The sequence below is a fragment of the Paenibacillus sp. A3 genome, assembly GCF_001399685.1.
Taxonomy (GTDB): domain Bacteria; phylum Bacillota; class Bacilli; order Paenibacillales; family NBRC-103111; genus Paenibacillus_G.
Genome location: NZ_JTHN01000399.1, coordinates 1 through 889, shown reverse-complemented (window position 1 = coordinate 889; position 889 = coordinate 1). Strand labels below are relative to the sequence as shown.

Genomic DNA, 889 nt, shown 5'->3' with positions numbered 1-889 from the left:
AGGGATATACCCCACCGGTCTATGACGGAGAATTCAAATCGCGAAGCTGGTTTTCCCCCCCACCTACTTCTTATTCGAATCGACAAAGCTTTGAATCGTATCCGCCGTCTTTTGCGGAGGGTTGCCGGCGAACATGCCTTGGACTTCGTTGCGCACCTTGTCCTGCAGTTGCATGATCGGGCTGTATTCCTCAATTTCGCCTTTGAAGTCTTTGGCCGTGCTTTGCGCCTTCACGTACTCTGCGGTAACCGGATCGACCGGAGCCGAGCCCGAATCCATTTTGACCGGATAGACGCCGCCCTTCGTTTCCTTGAGGAAATACTTGAACGCATCGACGGAGGTCAGGAACTTCAGCAGCTTGATCGTAGCGTCTTTTTTCGCGCCTGTGACTTCCTTGGAAACCGAGTAACCGCCCGCTCCGCCGAACCAGTTGTCCTTGAACTCCGGCTTGTCTTTGTAGCCCGGGAACGGAATGACCCCGATTTTGTCGGCGATCGGAGAAGCGGCGATCGAGGAAATGGCCCAGACGCCTTCAAACATCATGGCGCTCTTGCCGCCGAGGAACATGCTCGTAATCGCGTTGCCATCGGTCGTTACCATATTTTTGCCGAAGATGCCTTTATCCTGCCAGTTTTTCATCGTTTGCAGCAAGGAAACCATATCGGGATCGTTCCATTTCGCTTTGCCGCTCATCAGATCTTCCGTTTTTTGGAATCCGTATTTTTTCAGCGCCAAATTCGTCAGCAGATGGCCTCCGCGGAAGTTGTCTTTGTCGGCCATCGCCATCGGCACGACATCGATCGCTTTGAATTTGTCGGCGACCGCCTCGAATTCCTCGATCGTTTTCGGCGGCTCGGCGCCGACTTTTTGGAACAGCTCTTTGTTATAG

The 889-nt window shown here is 53.2% G+C and carries 1 protein-coding gene; it reads right to left on the bottom strand.

All coding sequences use genetic code 11. From position 1 onward, the window contains the following. Nucleotides 1-63: 63 nt before the first annotated feature. Nucleotides 64-889: ABC transporter substrate-binding protein (locus QJ48_RS34940; protein WP_157261883.1), on the bottom strand; the 826-nt coding region annotated here is incomplete at its 5' end.